We start from the raw sequence: 22,382 nt of genomic DNA, 5'->3' as shown, positions 1-22,382 counted from the left end.
TTAATCCTCCGTATTTTCTGTTTTTAATGATAAAAGCACGAATTGATTCTCCTCAACTTTAAACGTCAGTTTCAATGTGCGTCCATTCATTAATGGATCTTGTAATACATAAACGTCATCTTGATATTGATACTCTATTCCTGAAAGTTCCTCCTGCAGCTTGGTACTGTCTAGTCCATAGTATTGATCAAGCAATTTTGCTTCTGACTGATAATAATCGCTGGTCAGTGCCATCTGGCGCATCATTGCTTCATAATGAGAGTTTGCCCTTAAATAAGACAAAATAGCCAGAATGAACATAACCAATACCACAAATATCATGAAAATAGTGGAAGCGCCAACTCCCATGTGAAATCCTCTATTCTCCTTCTTCATCGTGATTTCCTCCTAAAACAAAGGGAAACTGACTGACCATTTTCTCTTGATCATAAAGAATAACTGCACCACGAACAACATCCTCCTGATGCCACTCAATGATTAAATTATCCACTTGATAGATTCCCTCTTCTTTTTCCACTGCACCAAAAAGCTGCTGCGGCGTTTGTGATGGATATGCCTGCATTGTTTCAATTATACTTTGAGCCGTATTCATCGTTGTTTCTAAATAACTGGCCCTCTCCTGTTTTTCTTTTGCCTTTGCCACTAAAGAAACGCAAATCGTTGCAGACAGAACAAAAAAGAAGATCACAATAATAAGTTCCATTAAATATGAAAATGAATGCCCTTTTGATTTCATGTGATTCCTCCTAACTATGCATATAAATGGCAATCTGTTCCTTCTGCTCACCGATTTGAACACTAAAATGATATAGCTGATCCTGACAGCTCATTTTAAAATCATCGAGTTTAAACAATTTTTCTCCCTCATCTAGCGATGGCATATAATCTTTCACCGTATAAAGTTCGCGCAGATAACCGTTAAAATAGTAAATATAGGTGATATGTTCATCCTCTTCCATTTTCAAACAAGAGGTTTCTTCAATCGTGATAAGTTCAATCGCGCCTTTTTGATCATAGCTTTTTAACCGTGTATTCAAATAAGCTAACGGAGTCATCAGCTGATCTTGAGAGGTAATACTTTCATGAATATTCTGATAGACTTGAATCTCACTTGTCATGATAAAGAAAGATCCCATCACAAAAATTAAAAACAAGGTAAGAAACATCAAGGTTTGAATATGTGAACGTTTATTCATGGTGAGTCACCTTCTTACTGACGCGGATTGTTGGCTTAAGATTATCCCCTTCATAATGATAGAGAATATTATAATCTTCTTCATTGACCAACAAACCATAATACTCTTTTAAATACGCTACATCTTTGGGATATCTGCCTTCAATGCTGTAACACTTTAAACTCAGCTCTTCAATAGTATCACTGATCCTTTGCAAATCTTCTTTTTGAGAATATTGACTGGCTTCTTGAAATCCGATCCATATCAAGAAAATCATGGCTCCTATAAAGAAGATTTTTATTATGTTTTTCATAAGAATCTCCCTATAGAGATGAAAGCACGCTAACGATCGGCAGCATAACAGAAAGCAAGATCATTCCCACAATGACAGATAAAAAGGTAATAATCGCAGGTTCTATAATGTTTAAAAAGCGAGTGATGGATTCACTGACTTCGTCTTGATAAGTTGCAGACAATTGTTTAAGTACTTGTTCGACTTGTCCGGTCTTCACCCCAACCTGCAGCATGTTCAGCTTCATTCCTTGATAAATGCGATGCTTCGATACACTGTCAATAAACATGTCTCCTGCCCGCATATCTTGATAGGCTTTTTGTAAATTTACTTTCAATGCTTTTTCTTCCACTAAAGGGATCGCATTTTCTACCGCTTCTTCAAACTCATAGCCACTTGACATAAACATTGATAAGGCATAGGTCATTTGGGCATGAGACAAGGCATAGGATAAAGATCTCATAAAGGGAGTCTTATAGATAAAAACCGTCAGTAAATTTGTACGTGTCATTTTCGAATAGATATAAAAGGCAAGAACCCCAATCAAAACAACCGTCAAAACAACAAAACCGATAACAGAAGCAATTTGTCCCACTTTCATAAATGTATACGCATAGGGTGACAGGTGACTTCCCAAACTTTTTAAAACGTTCTGAAAAATAGGCAACACTTTAAACACAATAACCCCGATCACCACAAACATCATCATGAGCAGTACGATAGGATAGGTCAACGCCTGTTGGAGCTGGTCTGACATATCTTTCATTCTTCCATAATAGTTCGCTAAGGAAAGCATGACATCATCTAAATGTCCGCTCATTTCTCCCACTTCTAATAAATGTACCATATAGCCATCAAAAGCCTCTGTTTTCATGACCGCCTGACTTAAACGTGAATCTTCTTTAAAATTTTCAATAACCTCTTTCAACACTTCTTTTAGATGTGAATTTTCAGATTCCTGCTGGATCATTTCAACCCCTTGCTGCATATCAAATCCGGCATTTAGAATCATTGCCATCTGACTGGCAAAGAGGCATTTTTCTTCAAAATTTAGTTTCATAGTGCTCCCCCTAATAATAGTAAACAGCTTCATACTGTCCCTTATAATTGAATTTTGAACTGGCAAAGGTAGGATCCATCCGCGTCCAGACCTTTTCATCGATGAATGTATCCGGATTGACCCAGCCTGCTCCTTCTAAATAAACCTCTACCCATGCATGATATTCGATATCTGTGTTTCCACAAATCAACCTTGCCGGGATATGATTGATTCTAAGCATTGCCACCATCATTGCCGCATAGTCAAAGCAAATTCCTTTTTTACTTTCAAATAGTTCTGTTAGATTCGGAAGAATATATTTTGTAGTTGCAATCGTTGCTTTATCATTATCATAATCAAGATAATGAACGACATAATCATAAATATTGTGGATTCTTTGCAAATCATTCGTATCTTCTTGTACAAGTTCTATACTCTTTTTAGTGATAATATCTCCCTTTTGATAATTCACCAACTGGTTTGGATATAAAAACGGAGTCAATTCATCTTTTAATACAACATTGATTTTCTGTGACTTTACGATTGCATATTCATCGCCCTGCGTATTTTCCAATACCTTGATAAGATATTCCCCATTCCCCATCTGCATTGGAAACGCCACCGGTTCAGTACTCGTTAAATCATAATTATATGTCTGTATAGAAGTGGATATTTGAATCTTGATCTTTTTTTCACTCTTATTATTCAAGTAAGCCATCACATATCCTAAATCAACATGACTGTAATCAACATTTGCGATTGAGCTTTGGATAAGGTTTTCTCCGGGATTTTCGGGATATAAAATTTCTTCTTCACTATACGTTGGTGAATCCGGATAATCACTCGGATAATTCTCTCCCTTATCAGAACAGCCGCAAAGCATCAGAGATAGCGATAATATCATGATATAAAATTTTTTCAGCCTCACCACTATCCCCTTCTTTCTTTATTATTATACACGAAACCTATCGATAAAACAAACGTGTGGTTTGTTAAATTCGTAAGTATTCCCATTGCCTATACTTGCCTTATCCCAAATAAAAAACTGTTACCTTTTGATAACAGTTTTCCAAATCAAATTTTCAAATATTCCCATTAAAACTCTCGTTATAAAAGAGATTATACTTTAAGTTCGGTTTTTTTGATAACGCAATAGCTGCTAAGTGCAATGATGACATTGACAGCGAATACTGTCAGTATCGGAAATAAGAATTGAATAGTACCATCATTGCGATAGCCGATTATTCTTAACACCCCATCAATAATATTCATAACAAGCTCTCTTGGCAAAACTAAGTTAAAAAGTAATGGCACCATGACAAATAAAATAAGTCCTAAGACAATTAAGATAAAATAGAATATCTTTTTGCCAATTTTATTCGAGATCAGATTCAACAGATACATTAATGAAGAAACTAGGAAATAGAAACAAAACAGCCAAATAAACTGAATCATAATAGAATGTCCTACCCCATAAATTTGATTAAAAAGCGGAGCAAATCCAGTAAATCGTACAAGCAGGGCAGCCATACATGTATCAACGATTGCCATTAACAATGAAATCAAGGTAAACATTCCCAATGTTCCAATCAAAATCGATTTTCTTGTAAATCCATTTTGCATAAAAAACTTGAAATCTTCGTTAAACCCTAATGAACCTAGAATACCTAAATAGATCATACATGCCATCTCCGTCCCACTAAAAACCGAGCCGCCTAAATGACCTTGAATCATCCAAGCAATGAAATAGCCAAATAAGATGATTCCATATAAAACAGCATAAAAGATAGCCAATGATTTTAACGTAGTCACACATTCAAATTTAATCATCGTTTTAATTTTCATTAGAAAGTCCCTCCACTCTCTGTTAGTTTCACAAATAATTTCTGTAAATTGATAGAGGATGGGTGCAAGCGTTCATTTAATTGACGTTCATCAAGTTCGCCTAATACATAAGCAATCTTCATATTGCCCAACTCATCAAAGCCAATCACATTTTTATCCTGACAGTACATATCCACATCCCCTTGCAAACCTGAAATACTGTACCCTTTAGACATCAGATTTTCTACTGAATCCTGAAGTAATATTTTACCTTGATCAATAATAACGACATCCTCAATCACTCCTGCTACTTCTTCAATCAGATGTGTCGCTATGATGATTGTACGCTGACTTTTTTCAAAATCTTCCAATAGTAGCTTATAAAACATTTCACGATGGTTGGCATCTAATCCTAACACTGGTTCATCAAAAATAACATAAGGCACCTGCAATGACAAAGCAACGATTAACTTAAAGATAGATTTATAACCGGTAGAAAGCGCATTGATCTTTTTATTTTGATCAAGCCCAAAATGTTTACATAAAACAATCGCTTTTTGTTTGTCAAAACAATCATAAAATTGTTCTGTCCAATTCATTAATTCTCTTACTTTAAGATTAGGATATAAATCAGCTTCGCTCATGCAGAAAATTAATTCATGAACCAATTCATTGTCCTTACTATCTTGTCCATCAATCAAAATAGTTCCTTCTGAAGCAAAGATACGATTTGATATAATATTTAGAAGTGTGGATTTACCGGCTCCATTTCTACCTAGTAATCCATAGATCTTGCCATGTTCAAATTTGAATTGAACATGATCTAATGCTAACGTATCCTTATATTTTTTTGATACTTGATTTATTTCAATGGCTCTCATTACTATACCCTCTTTCTATCAACTGAATGATTTGTTCTTTGCTCATCTTCAACTTATTGGCTTCATTGATCAGTGTAGCAATATATTGATCATAGAATTTGTTTTTCCTTTTCACTCTTATATTCTCCACTGCCCCCTCTTTAACAAACATGCCTAACCCCCTTTTCTTATAAAGAATATCTTCATCTACCAACACATTCATTCCCTTTAATACCGTATGTGGATTGATATTAAAAATCATAGATATTTCATTTGTAGAAGGAATTTTAGTTTCCTCTTGAAAAATGCCGGTAAAAATAGAATCTTCCAATTGTTCGGCAATCTGGATAAAAATAGGAATTTCACTAGCTGTATCTATTTTCATTTGGCCCCTCCTTTTATAGTTTGTTACCCAAGTAACTAACTACCTTACTTGAAGTATATCACAGAAACCCTATTTGTCAACAGCAAATAAAAAAAGATCTGTTTTATTAACAGATCCTTGCTTTATTATAATGATTCAACGCAGTGCTTTGCCCATAACGAATCTTGAAACAACGCTCTTCCCACTCCGATTAAATCCGCATCTTTTTCTTCCAGCAAGCGTTCGGCTCCGCTAGGGGTTCTCACTCCCCCGGTTAAAAGTACCGGAATCGAAACCTTTTCTTTAATGAGAGAAGTCACATCTTTGAAATAACCTTCTTCATTTTGACCCGGGCGGATATAGCCATTCAAGCCACCGCTGATATCCAACAAATCTACTCCTGCTTTTTCAAAAGCCAAGCTGGCTTCTATTGCATCATTTATCTCGCTTCCACCCTCCAGATAATCACATGCCCCTAAGCGCAGTGCAATGGGATAATCATCGCCAACTGCCTTTCTTACGGCGGCAATGATCTCTAAATGCAATCGAATTCTTGAAGCTAAACTACCACCATAGCAATCTGCTCTTTTATTGGTTATCGGTGAATAAAACTGATTGAGCAAATAACCATGTGCAGAATGAATCTCCACCCCATCAAAGCCCGCTTTTCTCGCTAGTACTGCAGCATTGACAAAATCTTGAATAACTTTTTGAATATCTGTATGGCTCATTTCTTTTGGCAGCGGATCTTCTTTTTGATCACGTGGATGGTGAACTGGACTGGCACTCCATTTGATTTTACCACTTCCCCTGCTGCCGGCATGATTAATCTGTGCAAAAACAGGCGTGTCATTTTCATGGATTACATTCACTAATTTTCGATGCCCTTTTAGATCTTCTTCTTTAGATAACGAAACCTGATGAGGACTTGCTTTCCCCTCTTCACTGATGTAACTATGTTCAATAATAATCAAGCCCAAATACCCGCCCATTGATTTTTCTTTATAATAGTCTATGTGAGCCTGATTGATCTCCCCATGATCAGCTTTGGAAGTTGCCATTGGCGGCATAACTAACCGATTTTTTAAGATTAAGTGTTTTATGTTTATAGATGTATTTAATCGACTCATAATCATTCTCCTCTTCTTTTATTGATTAATGAAATCCTAACATAGTATAATACAAAAAGATAGAACGCACTTTTATGAAAGATACTATCTAAAAGGAGAGTAAAGATGAATAATCAAGAAATCGATGTTCGTCCATTTGCATATGCCATTTCTTTAATTGATGGCAAATGGAAAATGCACATATTATTCTGGCTATGGAAAAATGAGACCATGCGCTATGGGGAATTAAAAAAAGCATTGGGCAAAGTCACTCATAAAATGCTCAGTCATCAACTAAAAGGCTTAGAGCAAGACGGGATTATTATTCGTAAAGAATATCCGCAGGTTCCCCCTAAAGTTGAGTATTCTCTATCCGCAACCGGAAAAACCATGATGCCTATTTTAAGTTCGTTATGCAAGTGGGGAAATGAGCATGTACCCGCCAATTGGGCATTGTAGCAAGAAAAGTATCTTATGATCGTATGAGATTCTTTTTATTAATGAAATCATATTTATCTATATTTAATATATTGGTATACTTGATAAGCATATAAAATAACGCTATACTAAAATGAAAAAGGAGGTCAACGATTATGGAATTAAGAGTATTGGAATACTTTTTAGCGATTGCCAGAGAAGAAACCATTTCAAAAGCTGCCGAATTTTTGCATATCACTCAACCAACACTTTCAAGACAAATGAAAGATTTGGAAGATGAACTGGGAAAATCACTGTTTATTCGAGGAAATCGTAAGATTACATTGACTAAAGACGGGATGCTTCTTAGAAAACGGGCAGAAGAAATTGTCAGTCTAGTTGAAAAGACAGAAGCAGAAATGCTAGCCGATGATGCCGTTTTAAGCGGAGATATCTTCATTGGCAGCGGAGAAACAGATAGTATGCGATTGATTGCGAAAGTAATACATCAAATCAAACAGGATCATCCACATCTGAAATTTCATCTTTACAGTGGAAATGCCGAGGATGTAACCGATCGTTTAGATAAAGGACTGATCGATTTTGGTATTCTTATTGAGCCTGCAGACGTCTCTAAATATGATTTCATTAAAATGCCAACTACGGATGTATGGGGCGTTTTAATGAGGAAAGATGATCCATTAGCCGCCTTATCCACCATCACCCCTAAAGATTTGATGAATAAACCCTTGATTTGCTCAACGCAAAGAGCTGTAGAAAATGAAATTGCAGGATGGTTTGGCAGAAATCATAAACATTTGAACATTACGACCACCTATAATCTTATTTACAATGCATCTCTTCTAGTGGAAGAACAAGGCGAATATGCTTTAAGTTTAGATAAACTGATTAATACCAGTGGTGACAGCCCCCTTTGCTTTCGTCCATTAGAGCCAAGACTTGAAGTGAATTTGAATTTGGTTTGGAAAAAATATCAGATTTTCTCTAAAGCCTCCGAATATTTCTTAGATCAAATTCGTGAAGAATTTTCAAAATACTCGAAATAATATATCTGAGCGAACTATATCTAACTTCCCCCGCTGGTTGAGTCATTCAATTAGCGGGGTTATTATATAATCATTTACACAGCTCCCATTTTTTAAATTGCCTTATTATTATAAAGCTTCTCTTTAAAATCTTTCTCAGCTTCCCTTATACTTCATAAAATGAAAAAAGGTCTATTCTACCAAGACCTTATTTTTTCCAGCCTTTTTCCCTTTATAAAGGAGTTGATCCGCTTCTTCAATCCATTGCGTCAAATTCATTTCCTCATTATTTTCACTTATACCAAAGGTTAAAGTGATATGAATCACATGGTTTTCAAAGTAAAAGTCCCGTTCCTCGATCCACTGACAAAAATCTATCAATTCCTTTTGTACTTTGTTAAGATCTGTCTTTGAAAATATAAAGACAAATTCCTCTCCACCCCATCGACATAAAAAGACATCAGAATCAAAAAACTGTCGCATTTGTTCAGAGAGTTCACGTAAGATCTGGTCACCGCAAATATGCCCATATTGATCATTGATTAATTTAAAGTCATCAATATCGCCAATCGCCAGAACTTTATTTTCTTTAATCCCCTCTTTAAAAATCTCTTTCAAATAGTGGCGGTTATACAGTCCCGTCAGCTGATCATAGTCTGCTAACTGCTGGAGGTTGTCATTTTGAATCCTCAGTTCTTTCTGGCTTACAGCCGCATTGACTTTAGACACATAAGCGACATACAAAATAATACTAAAAGAGCCGATGCAATTGCAAAAGAAAATAACATGAGTAAATATCGGATTAATAACAAACCAAGGATCATAATTCAAGGTATAAATACGTAAGATAAAAAACATTATAAAATAAAAAACAGAAATGAGATATGGGATATATGTCCGTTTATAAGGACAAAAATAAACTAAACTTGCCATCGCCACTAACAACATATAGAAGCTTCCCTCCCATCCATACATGAGAGTATGTAAGCATACAAACAGATGGGATTCCAGATGAATCAATGTCACAACTAAAGTATAGCGTTGTTTTTTAATCGCTATAAAAAGCATTGTGATGTAAAAAATAACACTGCCAATATTATATAGACATCCCAACTGATATTGAAACATTCCAAATAATAAAGCATAAGCAACATGTAGAAGGATTCCCAAACCAATGATGTTTCGATAAACTTTATAAATATAATCGGTCTCATGTGATTCCAGTGATTTTGGCATTTCAAACATTATGGATTCCTCCCCTCTACATACATCATAATAACTTTTTGAATATCAGACAACTATTTTATCACAAATAATGGTAATTACAGTCACAATTTCAGTAAAAACACTGAATTTCTTGTTTATTTTATTTTAGATTGTTATGTTTCTATAATTAGCCAAACAAAAAACGATCAATTTGCATTGACCGCCTCATTGATAACATCCTCTATTTTTCATTTGGTTCCGATTCTTTTGATCCATCTCTAAAAAATATCATGATTTCGTAAACAAAAACTTTGAATAAGTAATTTGAACTACCGAAGGTAAACACATATCAAAAAATAACATCATTTTTAAAGATAACGTTTTAAAAAACGGGGCTTATTGACAAGATTTTCCATTACCTACACAGCCATGCTTATCTTCACCGCAATGATGTTCCCCACAGTGATGCTCATGTTCATGATGAGAGCAATGAACGTTCACATCATAATTCAACTCTCCGGTCAAATAAGCGTTGACTGCTTCGTCTGCCTCCCCAGTAACTCCACCATATAATGGAATACCGGTATTAGAAAGTGCCGTCTGTGCTCCGCCACCAATACCACCGCAAATTAACATGTCCACTCCTGCTTGTGTTAAAAACTCAGATAACGCACCATGTCCCTGCCCATTCGTATCCACAATCTGTGATTTTACAACCTTTTTATCTTCAACATCATAAAATTTAAACTGTTTTGTATGCCCAAAATGTTGAAAAACCTTCCCATTTTCATAAGTTACTGCTATTCTCATCTGATTCTCTTCCTTTCTTTGAATCCTTATTTTTTTGACGGATGTTTTGGCATATCTGCATTTCTTGTTACAGCAAAAAGAAGCTGTTCCATCGCACAACTGATAATGACCACCTGAAATATACAGTCTTTTCCCATTGACAACACTGTCGGCAAGTTTTTGGCGAGCTGTTTCATAAATCTCTGTCACTGTTGTACGGGAAATTTCCATTTGTTTCGCACATTGCTCATGGGTCCTTTTTTCCAAATCAATCAATCGTATCGTCTCATATTCATCGAGAGTCATCATTACTTCTTCTCTCGTCGGTACTCCGTCCGGCTGGAAACAGTCATAAGCCGGTTCCATGCAAACCCTTCTGCATCTTGTTGGTCTTGCCATTCATCTTCTCCTTTTTTGTTTCCGTCATATGTCGATAACTATTATAACATAATAAAAACGTGAAAGCAATTCACTATAAATGATATTTCACGTTGATCCATTAGATAGAGTATAATACATTTATTTTTTACTCTAATCTTCTCTAATCCGCTCATAAACAACATCTGCCATTCCGTTATAGCTGCTGTTAGAAATTAATTTGAAGCGTTTCATTTGTTTCTGCTTTTCAAACAGACGGATACCATTCCCTAAAAGGCAAGGAATAAGCGTAAGATGCAAACGATCGATCTTGTCATTGTTCAAACATTGATTTACAATGCTTGCTCCGCCGCAAATCCAAATATCTTTTCCCTCTTGACGTTTTAGTTCATCAATGAACACTGAGATATCTTGTTCATTTACAAATTCAATCTTGGAGTGAGAAGGATAAGCCCGATGGGTAAAAACATAAGTTTGTTTCCCCTCATAAGGCCAACTCTCAGGTGATAATTCTGTCACTATCTGATGATAGGTTGTGTGTCCTAAAATAACTGTATCGATGGTCTTTATAAATTCATCATAGCTTGTTTCCTCAAGATCGCATGATTGATCTCCGACCAGCCAGTCTACGTTGCCTTCTTGATCGGCAATGAATCCATCTAAACTGACGGCAATATATAAAACGGTTTTTCTCATATTTTCTCCTTATTAAATTTCATCAAAAGGAATTTCTTTCATATCCTTTATCCATTCGTTGATCTCATGGTAAATAAAATACCATCCCTGCTGTGCCCCGCAATGAACACATAAATTCATCGGATAACGTCTTCCTTGTGTTTTACTGTACTTTACTTTAATTTGATCAGGGTATTGATTCATGAGCATCTGATCTAATCGTTCATCATCTCCAATCACCAGTAAACCGTAATATTCAATACTTGGATCTTGAAGATGTGCAAACAAGTTTTGATTCTTCAGTAACCTTTGCTTATCCCAAGGGTACTCTACATTTTCGTAGGTTCCATCATCAAAAACGATGTACGTATAAATGGTTGTTTCTTTATGACATCGATAACAACGTTTTTTTAACTTATAAACTTTAAAAGGTGTATTGTTATCTTTCGGACTTATAGGCTGCATGATGTCAATATTATCTTCATAATATGTATACTCTTTGCCATTCTCTACAAATGTTATATATGCCTTGCCATCTCTGATTACAATAGAATAGGCTTCTTTCACTTCATTTTTCCGCTTATCTCTAAATTTCATATCCCCACTCCTTTCTTATAAAGAGAATAAAATGAATCAAAATAAAACTTTATAAACGCTGTAAGATACTTTCTATATCTTTATAAAGTTAGGGAATAAACAGACGATACTTATCTATTTTTTACTATGACATTTTGTGATTAAAAAGCATTATTCTTTGGGAATAATACTCTTTAAGACATTATTTACTTTTTATTTAAGCAATTCCTCTTTTTTATCAAGGATGGCTTCTGCGATTGCACAAGCTGGACAATCACAATATTTTGCACCGTTTGCTTTGATTTCTTTACCATGTGCCGCAATATTCGCTGCGGTTTCAGCACCAAAGTGTTTTATTCCTGCATCAGATTCAACGAAACCAATTAAACCATCCACAGTCATAATATTATCTTCTAATTCTGCAATGTATTTCTTTGTTTCGTCTGCTTCTTTTTCTGTCCCTATGGCATCCAGCCATGCTTGTGCAGACTCTTTCAATTCTTTAGCACATGTTGAAGCATTCATTAATTCTTTTGTTTTTTCCACTGTAAAATCTAATACTGTTTTTTCCATAATAACCACCTTTCTTTTGTTACCTTCATTGTAGCATGAATTTTAAGCGGTTACAAATTAATGGGGTTATCCTTTTATGTTATTTCCCCTTTATTCATTTAATCACATAAAATTAATATCCCCTATTCCTTAGCCCAATAAAGTATAAAAATATCAGCTTACTTTTCGATAAACTTTCTCATGGTCATTTTCAGTTGTGACTTCAATATTCAACTTTTTATTAACATTTTCAAATTCTAAACTCACTCGCTTACGCACTGACTGGTCCATATAAATCCAATAATCAGACAAAATTTCGTGTATACTAAATTCATGCCCAACAGGAATATTCAATACTGTATTTCCCAGCAATTCAACCATTTTATCAACAAGCCACTGTTCAGCCTGTACCCTATGTAAATTTTCAATCCATTGGGAACAAATCAGATATTTTTTTCCTTTGACAAGGATAGCCGTATCATAATAACGATTATATCCTTTTGTGTCTCGTTTAGCTTGATCTAAAGTTTCCTTAGAAGATACTGTCTTTAAAACAGAAAAATTCAAATTGAAAATTTCTTTAGAGTAATTTGCATTTAACAATTGGGATAATTCATCTTCGGTGAAAGTATTGTTTTGAAGCAATTTAGTTAAAATACCTCTCATCATCTTCCCGATTTTTACACGCTGCTGATTATTGTATTTACCACCTAAGTCTTCATGACAGATAGTTGAAACGGACTGAAGTTCTTTTGATAATATGTCTTTTGCCTTATTTACGATTTCCATATCCATTCTTACAGATGCGATAATATTATTCAATGCTTCAATCTGAAGATGATTCTTAAAGATTGCCCTTGCGCTTGAACTTCTGCTTCTCCTTGAAGCAAGTGTAAAACCTTCTTTTTCCAATGCTTTCTCTGAATCGCTGTCATTTTTAAACACGTCATAATAATCTACAAACACTTTCTTTCCAATTTTATTAAGGAGAGCATCTAAGTTTACTGATAACACATCAGCAGCACTCTGTTTTTTAGTATCTGTAATAAAGCGTTCATATCTTTTTAAGCTCATAATGACATGAGTCGGCTCGTTGTTTTGAAAAATATAGGCTTCATCATATTTAGATAATTTTTCTTCCACATCAGTAAACTTTTTTAATTCGTCAATAGTAATTATTTTCTTTATAATCTCTGTTAAATCATTGTTCATAGTGATCTACCTCCTATTAGATAATAAAAGTATAGCATATCCTATTTTGTTTGTATACCCCTAAACAACATTGAGTCAGACCGTAAATGTTTATCCGTAATATTTTGTATTATATGAACTTCGCTATAATATAGATGTATAAAAAAAACTGTGAAAGTGATCATACATTTAACTTTCACAGTTTAAAATTCCAAATTTTAATGTTTTTAATCGGTATCTATCATATCTACTCTTTGAAGTTCTAAAATAGTTTTCATGATTCCCTGTCTCGCATTGACACAGTACTTATTTCCCATACTCGGATCTATGATTCCTGTACATTTACCTCCATAATGCATCGCACTAAGGTGATACTTAATTTCCACTTGGATAGGCTGATCTACTTTAATTTCTGCGATTAATCCGGCCGTTCCTTCCCACAATACTTTATTCCCACTAATAATACTGACTTTTTGTTTTCCACTAAATCCGATAGACTTAATAGTCCCTAACTTAATTCTTATAAGATTGTTATTTTTCGCTTCTGCTATTGGATACGCACAATTAGGGCACGCTTTTGCCTTATCAGAAACTTCTTTACCACATTCAGGGCATTTTATCATTGCCATTTATCTTACCTCCCAATTGTATCTATTTTTCTAAAAGTATTCTTTTTTATTTCAAATATCACCTCAATCTAAATTATTTCTTTTTTTATAGTTTTACAATCTTCATAACTCTTATCGTATAAACGCTGATTAGCTATAGTAATTAACGATACACCCAGATTATCAAACTATTCATTATACAACTTTATAAACAGTTTATTTAATTAAGTATTAAAAATTAAACTTTAGTTTCAAAGAAATTGATAATTCCGTCCGATATTTCTTTATTTATTTCTTCATTGATATTATTTTTCTCTGTAAATTTATTCAAGATGTCAAAATTTCTAATAAAAAAATTGCGAACAGTAAATTTATCATACAAAATTAAATGCCTATCCATTTGTTTATAGCTATTAATCTTAGCACATTGTGCATGCATCAAAAGCTTTAATCCTACACTATTTACGTCATAATTCAAAAAATAAAACCATGGTATATTACAACTTACCGTATACTCTAACCAATTCATAATTTCTGGAATTTCATATATTTCTCTTTTATCATTGTCATATTCTGGAAAACATAAATCTAATGTGTTTCTTGCTTTAACAAGCTTTTCCTTACTCTTCGACAATTTATCAATAACATTATGTATTGAATCAAGCTTCATTGAAAAAATATCTGATTTTGGTATTCCTATAACTCTAAAATCCACATTATCAAGAATAGTATCCCCCATCCACGCTTTTTCTATTTCATCTTCATAATCCACTATCGGATGCAACGAACTAACAAGCTCATTAAAAAAATTATTATCTAATCGATTTTCTTTTGGAATTTCTATCCACCATCTATCATTATTATACCTCATAACTTGATTAACATCAAATTCAATCCAGATAGCATTTTTCAACGCATCATCTATTAACACAATAAAAACAGGTAATTGACTATTCATATAGTAATTTAAATGTTTAATTTCTCCAACATATTTATAACCACCTATTGTTTTATTACGAAAATAGGAATCTCCATGTTTGATTTGAACTGCAACTTTCTTCCCCGTAACATAGCCATTTATAACTAACTCTATAAATCCATCTATACCAAAGTCATTATTATTACTAGATTTATGATATATGCATTTCAGCTTACTATTAACAAAATATTCAAAATAAGCCTCTCCACTCATACCCTTTAATTTATTATCATTCATCTTTGGAAATTCCATCTACATCACCTCTCCCGCTTCAACAATTCAATCTTCAAAATATACATCATACTCTAAAAGGTCAAAGACTAATAATTATTCATCACTTCGGGATTTTCTTTACTAAAGATTATATTCTTTCAATTTTTTTCCGTTAGCATCTATCCAATATTCTGTACCAGAAACATAACTCTGTAAAACCACATCAGCTGCTGCTGTTGGTGAACCAAATGTATAATCTTTTTCAAGCACAAAGTCGACAATGATTTCATCAGTTATCAATTTATCAAGAGTTTTAGAATATTTATTCATAAATGTTTTTGATGAACACTGTTTTGATATCTTACTTCCGGCACATACCGTAAATCCATTTTCTGAAATAAATCCTTTTGCGTCAGCTCCTGTTTTAGATTTACAATAGAAATAAGTTTGAGTTGCTCTTTCATTATCTTTGACTTGCTCTAGAATGTTGTATCCTATTGTCCCCATTAACATATCTACATTGTCAGTGAACTCATCCATAGCGGCCTGTTCTGCCCTCTTTAGTGTCATCTTGGGTGATGATTTCTTAGTTAGCAGTTTATATTTACTAGATAACTTAACTTTCTGACAGTAATAATTTTCTAAGTATCTGATGAGTGCCTTGTTTAAATCCTTCCCAGAAACGCACACAGCGTTATTCCAGAAAAATTTCTCCTTACTTGCATTGTTACTCTGTATATGTTGTTTAAGTCTCAGAAGTAAATTTTCAGCTTCTCCTACATATACCGATTCGCCTTCACCTTCATCCTTACAAAACAAGAAATAGATTCCCGGCTTGTCTAATTCAATATCAGAATATGTACTTACTTCTTTTCTCGGTATCTTGATAACCATTCCATTCCAATTAAGCATTTCGAGTTCTATTGGGCCATCCGAAGATCCCGTAGGCAAGAACATGTTTATAGTTTTAGAATATCCCATAATAACTCCCCTTTCGCTATTTGCATCTTATCTATCAATTCAACAAACCCGAATATATTTTCACATTAAGAAATCTTTTCCATAACAAGAAGCACATTCCAAAAAACAGCATTACTTGCTAAAGATGTCTTCTGAAAAGGCTTATATTCTGTAGGTTTGGAGTTCATTATTTTTCTTCCCTAGACATCATGACTACTGTCTCAACGTGGCACGAGAGGATAGGAAGTACGTCTTTTTCCTATCGGTTCGTCCGGCTTAATCCACCGCTGTTTTTTACCTCGCGGTCGTAATGGGGAACATATTGATTATTTCATTTTTTATTTCCGCAAAAGTAACTACTTCTCAGAATAATCATCTAAGGCTTCCTCAAATTTCGCAACTTCAAGATATTCCTGATTACGCATAATAAACAGTAATGAATACCTCAGAAATTCAATTGCCAGTTCTTTAGTTTCTATGATTTTTTCTCCAATTTTTATTTTACTGTTTTTATCTAAACTTCTCCCATGAACAATGTCAGAACGCAAACCATATATAATTCTCATGGATTTTCTCGCTTCCGCTGGTGAATATATACATTCCTTCAATTTAGCTGCTACAACAGATATCCTATTAGAAATTGTATATGTAATTTCTCCGTGTGTATCGCCCGAAAGCAATGTTTCTATACCAATAATAGCATCTAATGCCATATCATCTTCAGCTTCTCTCAACATACACCGATTCAGTCTCTGTACCGCAATAAATACCTTCTTAAATGCCTTGTTTTTCTTTCCTTGTTTTCGTTTTTCCTGCAAAATAAAAAATAATTCTCGAACAGCATCCACTTGCTCTTGATTGACTTTTTTAATATGATATCCCAAAAACTTAGTTTCAGATTCTTTTCTATTAAATGCACGAACAGTTGCACCATATAATGGAATCATATTAGTCGTCCATTTATCTGCCCAATTTTCAGGCTCAATTATCAATTGCCCATAACCAGTTGTACAGCCAAGTATAATTCTTATTGACGCAAATAAATCATCAATTAATTCCGTTGGATACACCCAATAATTGGAGGCTGCATTGTTCATAGAGTCTCTATCCTTATTATTGATACTATATCCTTTCAATCGAATCATAAATCCTGCACATTGCACTAATTGATTTTCTTGCGTTGAATCAAAATGGTTAGTATTATATCGGCTTATCTGAAATTCTTGTGACATTCTGCTAATAGAAATACTATCAGTTATTGCTATTTCATCTGCTTCAAATTCCAGAAAACATATAGGAATACAAATAGCTACAGGTAGCGTTTCTGCATAAAATCTAATCAATTGCTTTTTTATCAATGATTTTATAACTTTATTATCAATGTCACCCTCTTGAAACAATTCCGTTTCATACAAATATCGGTTTACGATATTTGCTATAAATATAACAACTGAAAAATCAATATCTTTATCTTCACCAGCTAAAATTACACTTACATCTTCATTGTCATTCAAAAAAGATGTTAAATCCCTAAAGCCATTCAAGGATCTACAGGCGATTCTAAATTGACCGCCATCTAAATTAAATAGCTCATCGTATTTTTTTGGTGTATTATAGTTAGTCGAATAAAAAAATGGTATTCCATATTTAAAGACATCTACAGTTTCTTGTAATTCTTTAAAATTTTCCGTTTCTTCCATGCCCTTAAGAAACAACTCTGGATAACGGTAATAATTTGGTAAGTATGAATTTGTTTTTTGATACTCATATACAGCTTTTATTCCTTCTTCAACAACCACTTCAGTTAAATCCAATAATTCCTTTATTTTATGCTCTGCTACCTTCACAAACATTCCTCCCCCATCCTAATATTTCACTTTCCTATTTGAATCTTTTCTCCATTCGGTAACACAAATGCCTGCTCATACCCAACACCCAACGCCTTTGCAATTTCCATCATCTCTTCAAAGGAAACTGTCCCGCGCTGCAGCTTCTTATTAAAATTCTGCGGAGTCTGTCCAATCCGCCTACATAGCTCCGCAATACTGATATTCTTTTTTTCACACAGTTCTCTTATCATATCCGATGTTGTCATTTTCCACCTCCATCAGCATATCACTATTATAAACCATCTGGTTGATAAGCACAAGCAACCCATTCCAAAATTTACAATCAATTAAAAAAGCACCTTGCAGCTATTTCAAAGCCACAAGGCACTCCATTCATTCTGTTCTTTATCTTTTCACATCCACCTTCGCCCCGGACTTGAATTTTACCTCAAACCGTTCCTCATAGACTGTGACCTTTTCAATCAGTCGCCGCACCAGCAGTTCATCATACTCCGTAACCTCTGTGGACTGACTGTCCAGAAAGTCCTGCATCTCCTTGATCCGCTATTTCAAGCCTTCACGCTCGGCGCTCTCCACCAGAGCATTTTGCTTCAATTCCCGCAAGCGGTAAATCTCATCGGCAATGCCGTTCTAGTCCTTTTTGGAATTCGCCAGCTTCAGGAGTTCCTTTTGCAGCTCCACCAGCTTGGCGTCAATGCTCTCCGATGAGGTTTCATCCTCCTGCCGGATGACCGTTTCCACATTCTTCTGTAAAATTTCGATTATGCTGTCCCGGTTTCCAAGGGCAAGATTGATGGCTTCTATGACCGCCGCCTGCAGGTCGGATTCCTGAATCGTAGGCGCATCACACCCCTTCGGTCCATGCTCCATGCGGGTACAGCACCGCCAGACGATAGAGGATTTGCCCCGGTTGTTCCAGGCAATCCTGCGGTAGATTTCTCCGCATTTCGGACAGTAGACAATGCTGGATAAGGCATACTTGCTGCTGTAAACCCGTTTCTTGCGTTTCTCTCCGCTGTGGAGGTTCGCCCTCCGCACCATCTCCTCCTGCACCTGCATATAGAGGTCGCGGGGAATGATCGGCTTATGGCTGTTCTCCACATAATACTGCGAGACAATGCCGTTGTTCTGCACCCGCTTTTTATTCAGAAAGTCTACGGCATAGGTTTTCTGCAAAAGGTGTCACCGATGTACTTTTCATTCCGTAGAATCTTCCGCAGGGTTTCCGGCCGCCACTTCGCTTTGCCAGCCGCCGTCAGGATTCCGTCTGCCTCCAAACCTCTCGCAATCTGTGTCAGACTGCCGCCCTCCAGATATTCCCGGTAGATACGCTTAACCACTTCTGCCTCAACCGGCTCGATGATCAAGTGACCATCCTCGTCTTTCGTGTAACCAAGGAAACGGTTGTGGTTGACCTGTACCTCTCCATTCTGGTAGCGGTATTGCAGGCCCAGCTTGATGTTCTGGCTCAAAGACTAGCTTTCCTGCTGGGCGAAGCTTGCCATGATGGTAAGCAGCACCTCTCCCTTGGAATCCATCGTATTGATATTTTCCTTTTCAAAGAAAACCGGGATGTTCTTCTCTTTCAATTCCCGGATATATTTCAGGCAATCCAGCGTGTTTCTGGCAAACCGGCTGATTGACTTTGTGATGATCATGTCGATGTGGCCTGCCATGCAAGCCTCGATCATGCTGTTGAATTCTTCTCTCTTTTTGGTATTCGTACCGCTGATTCCGTCATCCGCAAAAATGCCAGCCAGCTCCCACTCAGGATTCTTCTCAATAAACTGTGTGTAATGCTCCACCTGCACCTCATAACTGCTCGCCTGTTCCTCACTGTCGGTAGAAACACGGCAGTATGCAGCAACACGCAGTTTCGGCTTTTCCTCGGCACTCACGGTATTGCCGATCCGCTTCCTGGCGGGAATGACTGTGATATTCCTACTCAGTTCCAACTGCGCTCGCCTCGCTCTCTATCAGGCTGTAGGCATAAGCCGCCTGCTCGAATGGGTTTTCATAAACCGTTCTCACCGCAGGCATCGAAAAGCTGGTGGGTAATACGCTGTCCGGTTTACCCTCCAGTTTCCGTACTCGCCCCAGCGCCCTTGCACGGCTCATGCGGATTTCCTCTGCCTTATCAAATGTTTCTTTATCGATGATAGCTGGGTAGTAATCGTCTCCAAGATATTTTTCGTTTCGGAGCATCCGGCCGGCACTTCCATGATGCAGCTTCAAACCGGACTTCTCAGCGGCCGGAATGAGCGCCAGACCGGAAATGTAATTGTGAAACAGTTCCCTCACTACAGCGGCTTTTTCTTCGTCAACAACCGCCATCCCATTCTCGATCCGGTATCCGTAGGGTATGTGTCTCATGCTTCCACCAGCCTTTCTCTCAGGGACAACCCACATTTTAATTCAAACGATACCTCTGTCCTCGTCCAGACTGTGACTTTCTCCACAAAGGATAGGAACACCGCGTCATCAAACTCAGTCAGCATAGCTTCTTTGGAAACAAACTTCATCAGCCTCTGTAATTCTTCCACCTTGACCTTATCGCCGTTGATGGAGTGCATCAGCCCATCCTTTTCCTGCCGTAAGACATCCGTTTCTGCTGCCAGCGCATTGCTTTCCTTATTAAAAAGAGCAGGCTCAAGGTAGCCGCTTGCCATAAGGTTCGTCAGCACCTGCCGCTGCTCCATATTTTTCTCGATTGCGGTTTGCAGAGCCTTTGGAATTACCTTGGCACAGTTTTTCTCGGAAGGGAGTGAGCCAAATTCGCTGACAGAAGAACAGCGGAAACTTTTCTCAAGATGGAATTCTCTATCAGAAGAACAGAAGAAACTCCTTCTCGATCTTATGAATACAATGTAAAAGCACATCGCTCCCACAGCAGGGAATGATGTGCTTTCTTTTTATGCCTATAACCATCTTATCTACTCGACACCCTTTTTAACAATCCTATCTCCACAACACCCCCCAATATCCATTTTGTCCACTCAACTCTCCGCCGATTTTCACAGTAGACCAGTTCCCAAAGACCGACAAGGCAATAAAAAACCGGGAGCCGAAACCGATGTCCAAACAGTCGGGGCTCCCGGAAATCCCTTGTTTTCTACACTTTTTCGCTATTCTATCATTTCACTTTTGACATCAATACTACGCACTCAACATGCTCCGTCATAGGAAACATATCCACCGGGATCATCGTATCAAACTTATATCCCACCTCTTTAAACAACGCTAAATCCCGCACCTGTGTGGACGGATCACAAGAAATATAAACCACCTGTTTAGGCTGCAACGCTTTCACCGCATTAATAAAGGCCGGCGTTGTTCCACTACGCGGCGGATCCATAATTACTGCATCAATCACTATTTTTTCCTTTGCCAATTCCACCATAAATGCCGTTGCATCCTCATTAATAAAACGAATATTTTTGATGTTGTTCATCTTGGCATTATAAATCGCATCCTTTACCGCATCTTTATTCAACTCCACCCCGATAACCTGCTTCGCTTTTTTTGAAGCCACCATTCCAATCGTTCCAATACCGCAATAGGTATCAATGACTGTCTCATCACCTTTCAAATTCAGTAAAGATAACGCCTTATGATAAAGCACCTCACACTGATCACGATTGATTTGATAAAACGATTTAGGTGAAATCTTGAATTTCAACCCACATAACTCATCTTCAATATAGCCTTTACCAAAAAGTATCTTTTCATCATTCCCCAACACGATACTCGTTTTTCTTGTATTGATATTCATGACAATCGTTTTAATACTTTTAAACTGCGAAGTCAGTTCCTTTACAAAATTCTTAGAGCCAGGAAAAACAGACGAAGTCGTCACTAACACCACCATTGTCTGATTTGTTTTAATACCTCGGCGAATCAATACATGACGCAAGAATCCCTTACGACGATCTTCATTATAAATCTGAATTTTATATTTACGTAATAAAGAAGCAATTTTTTGAATAATCGCATCGCTTTCTTCATCATGCAGCAAACAAGTTGTATAGGGAATGATCTTATGCGAATTTTCTTCATAAAATCCTGCTTCATTACGCTGATTAAATCCTACAATCACCTTATTTCGATAATGATAGGGATCTTTTGCTCCAATCGTATCTGTCACCTTAACCTGTGACAATTTCGCTTTTTTCACGAGCTGAACACAATATTCCCTCTTCTTTTTTAACTGTTCCTCATAAGCAAGATGCAAATAATCACAGCTCCCACATTGTTTAAATATCTTACAATTCATGTTATC

The 22,382-nt window shown here is 36.2% G+C and carries 29 protein-coding genes; 2 read left to right on the top strand and 27 right to left on the bottom strand.

The features are described from left to right. From BN1225_RS07610 to BN1225_RS07565, 10 genes are all read right to left on the bottom strand, one after another. The gene (locus tag BN1225_RS07610; protein ID WP_041139219.1) at positions 1-375 is read right to left on the bottom strand and encodes a hypothetical protein; all 375 of its coding nucleotides are present in this window, start codon (positions 373-375) and stop codon (positions 1-3) included. Next, positions 359-736, bottom strand: coding sequence for a hypothetical protein (locus BN1225_RS07605; protein ID WP_041139218.1), 378 nt, complete (start codon positions 734-736; stop codon positions 359-361). Before BN1225_RS07605 ends, BN1225_RS07610 begins: the two co-directional genes overlap by 17 nt. A gap of 10 nt (positions 737-746) precedes the next feature. Then, complete coding sequence (locus BN1225_RS07600) at positions 747-1,196, bottom strand: DUF4860 domain-containing protein (protein WP_041139217.1); 450 nt, start codon at positions 1,194-1,196, stop codon at positions 747-749. Further along, the gene (locus BN1225_RS07595) at positions 1,189-1,488 is read right to left on the bottom strand and encodes a hypothetical protein (RefSeq protein ID WP_041139216.1); all 300 of its coding nucleotides are present in this window, start codon (positions 1,486-1,488) and stop codon (positions 1,189-1,191) included. The genes BN1225_RS07600 and BN1225_RS07595 overlap by 8 nt, the downstream gene beginning before the upstream one ends. A 10-nt stretch (positions 1,489-1,498) precedes the next feature. Beyond that, complete coding sequence (locus tag BN1225_RS07590; protein ID WP_041139215.1) at positions 1,499-2,527, bottom strand: type II secretion system F family protein; 1,029 nt, start codon at positions 2,525-2,527, stop codon at positions 1,499-1,501. A 10-nt stretch (positions 2,528-2,537) separates the two neighbouring features. Further along, the gene (locus tag BN1225_RS07585) at positions 2,538-3,434 is read right to left on the bottom strand and encodes a transglutaminase-like domain-containing protein (protein WP_197066551.1); all 897 of its coding nucleotides are present in this window, start codon (positions 3,432-3,434) and stop codon (positions 2,538-2,540) included. A gap of 191 nt (positions 3,435-3,625) precedes the next feature. Further along, positions 3,626-4,351 (bottom strand): hypothetical protein, encoded by a 726-nt coding sequence (locus tag BN1225_RS07580; protein ID WP_041139214.1) that lies wholly within the window; start codon positions 4,349-4,351, stop codon positions 3,626-3,628. Continuing rightward, entirely contained in the window at positions 4,351-5,211 is an 861-nt protein-coding gene (locus BN1225_RS07575) for an ABC transporter ATP-binding protein (protein WP_041139213.1), read from the bottom strand. Before BN1225_RS07575 ends, BN1225_RS07580 begins: the two co-directional genes overlap by 1 nt. Continuing rightward, on the bottom strand, positions 5,198-5,575 hold the full coding sequence (locus BN1225_RS07570) for a GntR family transcriptional regulator (protein WP_041139212.1): 378 nt from the start codon (positions 5,573-5,575) through the stop codon (positions 5,198-5,200). The genes BN1225_RS07575 and BN1225_RS07570 overlap by 14 nt, the downstream gene beginning before the upstream one ends. Before the next feature lie 125 nt (positions 5,576-5,700). Next, positions 5,701-6,684 (bottom strand): oxidoreductase, encoded by a 984-nt coding sequence (locus tag BN1225_RS07565; protein ID WP_041139211.1) that lies wholly within the window; start codon positions 6,682-6,684, stop codon positions 5,701-5,703. 105 nt (positions 6,685-6,789) lie between these two features. Between BN1225_RS07565 and BN1225_RS07560 the strand changes: the two genes are divergently transcribed. After that, positions 6,790-7,122 (top strand): winged helix-turn-helix transcriptional regulator, encoded by a 333-nt coding sequence (locus BN1225_RS07560; protein ID WP_041139210.1) that lies wholly within the window; start codon positions 6,790-6,792, stop codon positions 7,120-7,122. A 134-nt stretch (positions 7,123-7,256) separates the two neighbouring features. Next, positions 7,257-8,147 carry a LysR family transcriptional regulator gene (locus BN1225_RS07555; protein ID WP_041139209.1) on the top strand — a complete coding sequence of 297 codons (891 nt, stop codon included), beginning with the start codon at positions 7,257-7,259 and terminating at the stop codon, positions 8,145-8,147. Between the two features lie 171 nt (positions 8,148-8,318). On the opposite strand, the gene BN1225_RS07550 is transcribed toward BN1225_RS07555, so the two are convergent. From BN1225_RS07550 to rlmD, 17 genes are all read right to left on the bottom strand, one after another. After that, positions 8,319-9,371 (bottom strand): GGDEF domain-containing protein, encoded by a 1,053-nt coding sequence (locus tag BN1225_RS07550; RefSeq protein WP_052466466.1) that lies wholly within the window; start codon positions 9,369-9,371, stop codon positions 8,319-8,321. Between the two features lie 357 nt (positions 9,372-9,728). Beyond that, the gene (locus BN1225_RS07545) at positions 9,729-10,520 is read right to left on the bottom strand and encodes a DUF134 domain-containing protein (RefSeq protein WP_041139208.1); all 792 of its coding nucleotides are present in this window, start codon (positions 10,518-10,520) and stop codon (positions 9,729-9,731) included. 132 nt (positions 10,521-10,652) lie between these two features. Beyond that, on the bottom strand, positions 10,653-11,195 hold the full coding sequence (locus BN1225_RS07540; protein WP_041139207.1) for a dihydrofolate reductase family protein: 543 nt from the start codon (positions 11,193-11,195) through the stop codon (positions 10,653-10,655). 12 nt (positions 11,196-11,207) lie between these two features. Further along, entirely contained in the window at positions 11,208-11,771 is a 564-nt protein-coding gene (locus BN1225_RS14520; protein WP_052466463.1) for a hypothetical protein, read from the bottom strand. Between the two features lie 192 nt (positions 11,772-11,963). Beyond that, the gene (locus tag BN1225_RS07530; RefSeq protein WP_041139206.1) at positions 11,964-12,323 is read right to left on the bottom strand and encodes a hypothetical protein; all 360 of its coding nucleotides are present in this window, start codon (positions 12,321-12,323) and stop codon (positions 11,964-11,966) included. Between the two features lie 153 nt (positions 12,324-12,476). Then, on the bottom strand, positions 12,477-13,514 hold the full coding sequence (locus BN1225_RS07525) for a hypothetical protein (protein WP_041139205.1): 1,038 nt from the start codon (positions 13,512-13,514) through the stop codon (positions 12,477-12,479). 206 nt (positions 13,515-13,720) lie between these two features. Continuing rightward, positions 13,721-14,122 carry a zinc-ribbon domain-containing protein gene (locus tag BN1225_RS14515; protein WP_041139204.1) on the bottom strand — a complete coding sequence of 134 codons (402 nt, stop codon included), beginning with the start codon at positions 14,120-14,122 and terminating at the stop codon, positions 13,721-13,723. Positions 14,123-14,339: 217 nt separating this feature from the next. After that, complete coding sequence (locus tag BN1225_RS14090; protein WP_052466461.1) at positions 14,340-15,332, bottom strand: DUF4365 domain-containing protein; 993 nt, start codon at positions 15,330-15,332, stop codon at positions 14,340-14,342. Positions 15,333-15,434: 102 nt separating this feature from the next. Further along, the gene (locus BN1225_RS07510; RefSeq protein ID WP_041139203.1) at positions 15,435-16,274 is read right to left on the bottom strand and encodes a GIY-YIG nuclease family protein; all 840 of its coding nucleotides are present in this window, start codon (positions 16,272-16,274) and stop codon (positions 15,435-15,437) included. 335 nt (positions 16,275-16,609) lie between these two features. After that, positions 16,610-18,100: a HEPN domain-containing protein gene (locus BN1225_RS07505; protein ID WP_041139202.1), complete on the bottom strand. Its 1,491-nt coding sequence runs from the start codon at positions 18,098-18,100 to the stop codon at positions 16,610-16,612. A gap of 26 nt (positions 18,101-18,126) precedes the next feature. Then, the gene (locus BN1225_RS07500; protein ID WP_041139201.1) at positions 18,127-18,348 is read right to left on the bottom strand and encodes a helix-turn-helix domain-containing protein; all 222 of its coding nucleotides are present in this window, start codon (positions 18,346-18,348) and stop codon (positions 18,127-18,129) included. 385 nt (positions 18,349-18,733) lie between these two features. Then, positions 18,734-19,279, bottom strand: coding sequence for a recombinase zinc ribbon domain-containing protein (locus BN1225_RS15200; RefSeq protein WP_443984274.1), 546 nt, complete (start codon positions 19,277-19,279; stop codon positions 18,734-18,736). Beyond that, positions 19,258-19,575, bottom strand: coding sequence for a recombinase family protein (locus BN1225_RS15195; protein ID WP_041139198.1), 318 nt, complete (start codon positions 19,573-19,575; stop codon positions 19,258-19,260). Before BN1225_RS15195 ends, BN1225_RS15200 begins: the two co-directional genes overlap by 22 nt. Before the next feature lie 3 nt (positions 19,576-19,578). Next, positions 19,579-20,058, bottom strand: a complete 480-nt coding sequence (locus BN1225_RS15190) for a recombinase family protein (protein ID WP_443984275.1) — start codon at positions 20,056-20,058, stop codon at positions 19,579-19,581. Beyond that, positions 20,045-20,437, bottom strand: coding sequence for a hypothetical protein (locus BN1225_RS07475; protein ID WP_443984276.1), 393 nt, complete (start codon positions 20,435-20,437; stop codon positions 20,045-20,047). The genes BN1225_RS15190 and BN1225_RS07475 overlap by 14 nt, the downstream gene beginning before the upstream one ends. Positions 20,438-20,472: 35 nt before the next feature. Then, the gene (locus BN1225_RS07470) at positions 20,473-20,991 is read right to left on the bottom strand and encodes a hypothetical protein (RefSeq protein ID WP_197066550.1); all 519 of its coding nucleotides are present in this window, start codon (positions 20,989-20,991) and stop codon (positions 20,473-20,475) included. A 245-nt stretch (positions 20,992-21,236) separates the two neighbouring features. Further along, positions 21,237-22,376: a 23S rRNA (uracil(1939)-C(5))-methyltransferase RlmD gene (gene rlmD, locus BN1225_RS07465; protein ID WP_041139194.1), complete on the bottom strand. Its 1,140-nt coding sequence runs from the start codon at positions 22,374-22,376 to the stop codon at positions 21,237-21,239. Positions 22,377-22,382 lie beyond the last annotated feature (6 nt).

The organism is Beduini massiliensis, from assembly GCF_000829905.1.
Taxonomy (GTDB): domain Bacteria; phylum Bacillota_I; class Bacilli_A; order Erysipelotrichales; family Coprobacillaceae; genus Beduini; species Beduini massiliensis.
The sequence above is the reverse complement of the archived record's forward strand: the minus strand, read 5'-3'. Positions and strand labels throughout refer to the sequence as shown.